5 protein-coding genes are annotated in these 4,333 nt (G+C 78.2%); 4 read left to right on the top strand and 1 reads right to left on the bottom strand.

Translation table 11 applies throughout. The features are described 5' to 3' along the window. On the bottom strand, nucleotides 1-1,306 hold a 1,306-nt coding region (locus ABZ914_RS47455), incomplete at its 3' end, for an outer membrane protein assembly factor BamB family protein (RefSeq protein ID WP_500201211.1). Nucleotides 1,307-1,652: 346 nt separating this feature from the next. On the opposite strand from ABZ914_RS47455, the gene ABZ914_RS47460 reads away from it, so the two are divergent. The 4 genes from ABZ914_RS47460 (at nucleotide 1,653) to ABZ914_RS47475 (ending at nucleotide 4,295) form a co-directional block, all read left to right on the top strand. Beyond that, a complete protein-coding gene (locus ABZ914_RS47460; RefSeq protein WP_387021445.1) occupies nucleotides 1,653-2,255 on the top strand; it encodes an HD domain-containing protein in 603 nt (200 codons plus the stop codon). A 43-nt stretch (nucleotides 2,256-2,298) separates the two neighbouring features. Beyond that, nucleotides 2,299-2,793, top strand: a complete 495-nt coding sequence (locus ABZ914_RS47465) for an SRPBCC family protein (RefSeq protein WP_500201212.1) — start codon at nucleotides 2,299-2,301, stop codon at nucleotides 2,791-2,793. Between the two features lie 90 nt (nucleotides 2,794-2,883). Next, the gene (locus ABZ914_RS47470) at nucleotides 2,884-3,630 is read left to right on the top strand and encodes an acetoacetate decarboxylase family protein (RefSeq protein ID WP_500201213.1); all 747 of its coding nucleotides are present in this window, start codon (nucleotides 2,884-2,886) and stop codon (nucleotides 3,628-3,630) included. After that, the gene (locus tag ABZ914_RS47475; protein ID WP_500201214.1) at nucleotides 3,627-4,295 is read left to right on the top strand and encodes an SDR family NAD(P)-dependent oxidoreductase; all 669 of its coding nucleotides are present in this window, start codon (nucleotides 3,627-3,629) and stop codon (nucleotides 4,293-4,295) included. Before ABZ914_RS47470 ends, ABZ914_RS47475 begins: the two co-directional genes overlap by 4 nt. The last annotated feature ends 38 nt before the right edge of the window (nucleotides 4,296-4,333 follow it).

The raw sequence follows: 4,333 nt of genomic DNA on the forward strand, positions 1-4,333 counted from the left end.
GCCCCCCGCCCGCCGGGCCCCCCCCCGCCTCCGCGACCGCCGCGTACAGCAGCCCGCCCGCCGCCGCCAGCCACGGCCGCGCGCCGGGCAGGTCCGGGTCCGTCGCGAACGGCGCCGGGGTCGTGGACGCCCGGCCGTCCGCCGGGTCCACGACGTCGACGCCCGCCGGGAGGAGCTGGTCCGCCAGGCGCGGCCGCAGCGCGTAGACCGTGCCGCCCGCCTCCGCCAGCGCCGCGTATCCGGGGACGTCGCGCGACCACGCCACCGTGCCGGACGGGACGTCGACCGCCTCCATCCGGTCGGTGCCGCCGCCCTTCCCGTCCTGGTGGCGGACGACCACGAGCCGCCCGCCCGCGAGGACGGCCGGGCACATCCGGTCGCCGCACACCCCGTCGCCGTCCCACCCGGCGATCCGGTCGCCGGCGGCGGTGAACGCGCGCAGCGCCGCCCCGTCCGCGACGAGGACCGCGCCGTCCAGCACCCGCACCTCGGGCGACTCCCCCGCCGCGAGCGTCCGGCTCCACAGGACCCGCCCGTGCCCCGGGTCGACGGCCAGCAGCCGCCCGGACTGCCGCGGGCAGCCGACCGCGAGCGCCGCGAGGGCGTCGCCGGGCCGCCCGGGGGCGGCCTCGCCGTCCGCCGGATCGCCGGCCGGGTCCAGGGCGTCCGAGGGCTGCGCCGCGCCCTCGAACAGCCGGCACCCCTTCGGCAGCGGCGTCCGCCACAGCCGCTTCCCGCTCAGCGCGGACACGCCGTACAGGGTGCGGCGGCCGTCGTCGGTGGTCAGCACCACCCCGGCGCCGGCGGGCCAGCGCAGCGTCGCGCGCGACACTGCCGCGGGGCGCTCGCCGTCGCGCCGCCACAGCTGCGCCCCCGACAGCTCGTCGAACCCGACGAGCAGCCGCTCGCCGCGCCGCCCGTCCCGCTCGAAGTAGGCGACGAGGCGGGACCGCGTGGACGTCCAGCCGAGCAGCGTCCACCCGGTGCGGCGGTAGCTCCAGCGCGCGGCGCCGTTCCGCGCGTCCCGGACCACCAGGCCGCCGCCGGACGCCGCGACGACCTGCCCGCGCGCCACGTCGTAGGCGACGCCGTCGTACCCGGCGGCCGACCCGCGGTGGATGCGCGTGGTGTCCTCCCAGCTCACCGCGAGCGGTCCGGGCGGCGGGCCGACGTCGGTCTGCGGCGCGACCGGCTGCGAGGTGACGGTGTGCCGGACCTGCCACCACTCGGCGTGCAGGACGAACCGCTCGACGAGGACCGCGCACAGCGCGACGGCGAGGGCGCCCGCGACGAGGCCGAGCGCCACGCGGACGCCGCCTCCCGGCCCCGGCCGGCCGTCAGGCCGCCGCCGGCTCCCGCCCACGCCCGTGCCGCCTCCCTGTTCCGCCGACCGCATGTCCGTCCACTGGCCGCATAGTGTGGACCCCCACCTTGCCGTGTCGCGCCCCCCCCCCCGGCCACGCCCCCCCAGCAAAACCGGCGGGAGGCCCCCCCCCCCTCACCCCCCCCCCCCCTGCCCCCCCCCGCCCCCCTGCGCCGCCCCCCCCCCCCCCCCCCCCCCCCCCCCCCCCCCCCCCACGGCCCGGACAGATTCGCCGGTGGACGCCCCACCCTCCCGGGCCGGGCACCACCGGAACCAGCAGGGAGGGTACGTGGAGGTCTTCACCCGGTGGCGCACCTGGGACGCCGCCCGCGCGGACCTGGAGTCGTCCGGCGACGGCGCCCGCGTCGATCTCGGCGCGCTGGCCGCGGCGGCGGACGCGGCGCGGCGCTGGCACGGCGACCAGCGGCGCCCGACCGGCGACCCGTACGTCGAGCACCTGCTGGAGGCCCTGGAGGTGCTGGTCCGCGGCGCGGGCGTCACCGATCCGGCGATGCTGTCCGCCGTGCTGCTGCACGACGTGGTGGAGGACACCCCGGCCACGCTCGCCGACGTCGAGGACGCGTTCGGGCCCGAGGTGACCGAGCTGGTCGACTGGGTCACCAAGCCGCCGGCGGGCGGCGCCGGGCGGCAGGCGAAGCGCGCCGCGAAGTCCGCGTACCTGCGCCGGCTGCGGGACGCCCCGCCGGAGGCGGTCCTGGTGAAGCTCGCCGACCGGGTCAGCAACGTCCAGCGGCTGGACCGGATGCCGCCGGACTTCCAGCGCCGCTACTACGCCGAGACGGTCACCTACATCGTCCCGCTGGCCGAGCCGCACCCGTGGTTCGCGGCCTGGTACGCCGAGTGGCGCGAGGCGTTCTCGCACCTGCGCTAGCCCGGCCGATGACCGGTCGGTCACAAAGTGGGATGATCGGCGCATGGAACGCGAGTGGGTGGTCGAGGAGAGCGTCGCGATCGAGGCCGGCACGCGGGCGGTCTACGCCGCGGTCGCCGACCTGCGGCGGATGCGCGAGTGGAGCCCCGAGGTCTTCGCGACGTGGATCCGCGGGCGGGCCGTCAGGGCCGGCACGAAGTTCGTCGGGTTCAACCGGCTCGGCTGGCGGGTGTGGTTCACCACCTGCGAGGTGACGGTCGCCGTCCCCGGCGAGGCGTTCGCCTTCCGGGTGTCGAGCTTCGGCATCCCGGTGGCGCTGTGGGGCTACCGCATCGAGGACGTCGGCGGCGCGGACGGCGCCCGGACGCGGCTCACCGAGTACTGGGAGGACCTGCGGCGCGGCACCCGCGGCGCGGGGCTGGTCTCGCTGCTCGGGAAGGTGTTCACGGGCGTCCCGGCCGAGGAGCGCGCCGCGCTCAACCGCGCGGGCATGCGGGCCACCCTCGGCCGGATCAAGGCGGGCGTCGAGCGCGGCTGAGCCGGGCGTCCGGCGCGGCCGAGCCGCGCGGCGCCACCGGAGGGCGGGCCGCCCTTGGCAGCAAAACGAGAACCTGTTCTACTTACCGGTGTGACAAGTGCCGCGCAAGTCCATCCGATCCAGGGGCACGAGGTCGCGCTTCCGGTACAGATCCGGGACGCCGCCGTCGCCTCGGCCATGTTCGCCGTCCCGGCCGCCGCCGCGCAGGCCGTCATCGCCTACTCCGGCCTGGAGATCGCCGAGGTGTGGCCGGGCCGGGCGATCTGCTCGCTGGCGTTCGTCCGCTACGCCGACGGCGACCTCGGGCCGTACCACGAGTTCGCCGTCGCGTTCCTCGTGCGCCCGCCCGGGACGCCGCCGCCGTCCGGCAGGCTCGGGCGGCTGCGCGGCATGCGGGACGTGGGCGCGTTCATCCACTGGCTCCCCGTGAACCAGGAGTTCACCCTGGAGTGCGGGCGCAGCATCTGGGGCTTCCCCAAGGAACTCACCGACATCCCGATGGACCTGGCCGGACGCGTCAAGCGGTGCGCCGTGCGGTCCGGCGGCCGCACCGCCATCGAGATCGCCGTGCGGCCCGGCGCGCCGATGCCGGGCGGCGCCGGAGCGCCCAAGGTGGACGCCTACTCGTGCCTGGACGGCGTCACCCGCCGGACGCCGTGGACGCTCACGCCGTCCGACGTCCGGATGCGCCCGGGCGGCGCCAAGGTCGTCTTGGGCGACCATCCGGTGGCCGAGGAACTGCGGGCTCTGGGCCTGGACCGGGCGCGCGCGCTGAGCAGCACCACGGTCGGGCACCTGTCGATGACCTTCGACCCGGCCGAGGAGGTGCGCCCGTGAGGCGGACGGCCCTGGTCGCCGGCGCGGCCCGCGGCGTCGGGGCGCTCGCGGCGCGCCGGCTCGCCGCGGCGGCGTGGGACGTCGTCGCCGTGGACACCGACGAGGTCGGGCTCGCGGCCACCGCGCTGCGCTCGCCGAACACCCACGTCCGCACCTGCGACGTCACCGACCCCGAGGACGTGGCGGACATCCTGGGCGTGACCGGGGCCGTGCACCGGCTCGTCATCGCCCCGCCGCCCGCCTACGCCCCATCGCCCGCCTACGCACCGCCCGGCGCGCCGGAAGCGCCGCTGGACGAGGTGATGCGGCGCGCGTTCCTCGGTCCCGCCGCCCTCGTGAGCGCGGCGCTTCCCGGGATGCTGGAGCGCGGCGCGGGCGAGGTGATCGTCATCGTGCCGTCCGGCGCGTCCCCCGCGACGGCCGCCGCGTCCGCCGCCGCCCGCGCCTACGTCGAGGCCCTCGCGGCCGAGCACCGCGGGCGCGGCGTCGCGTTCCGCTGCGCGAGCCCGCCCGCCGGCGTCCCCGACCGGCTCGTCCTCGACGAGATCGACCGGTCGCTGGCACGCCCCGGCGACGTGCACCTGGCGCCCGGCAGGAGGCCCGGGCCGCTGCGCCTCGCGCTGCGCCGCGCGCGCCCGCCCCGGGCGTCGGCGCCGCCGCGCTGAACGTGGGGGGGACCGCATAGGCTTGTCTCTTTCGCCCC

Origin of the sequence: Spirillospora sp. NPDC046719 (genome assembly GCF_040645715.1) — a bacterium.
In the GTDB taxonomy this organism is placed as follows: domain Bacteria; phylum Actinomycetota; class Actinomycetes; order Streptosporangiales; family Streptosporangiaceae; genus Spirillospora.

Excerpts from the sequence above, each read along its gene's own strand:
- ABZ914_RS47465 (WP_500201212.1), top strand. The coding sequence starts at position 2,299 with ATGGAACGCGAGTGGGTGGTCGAGGAGAGCGTCGCGATCGAGGCCGGC.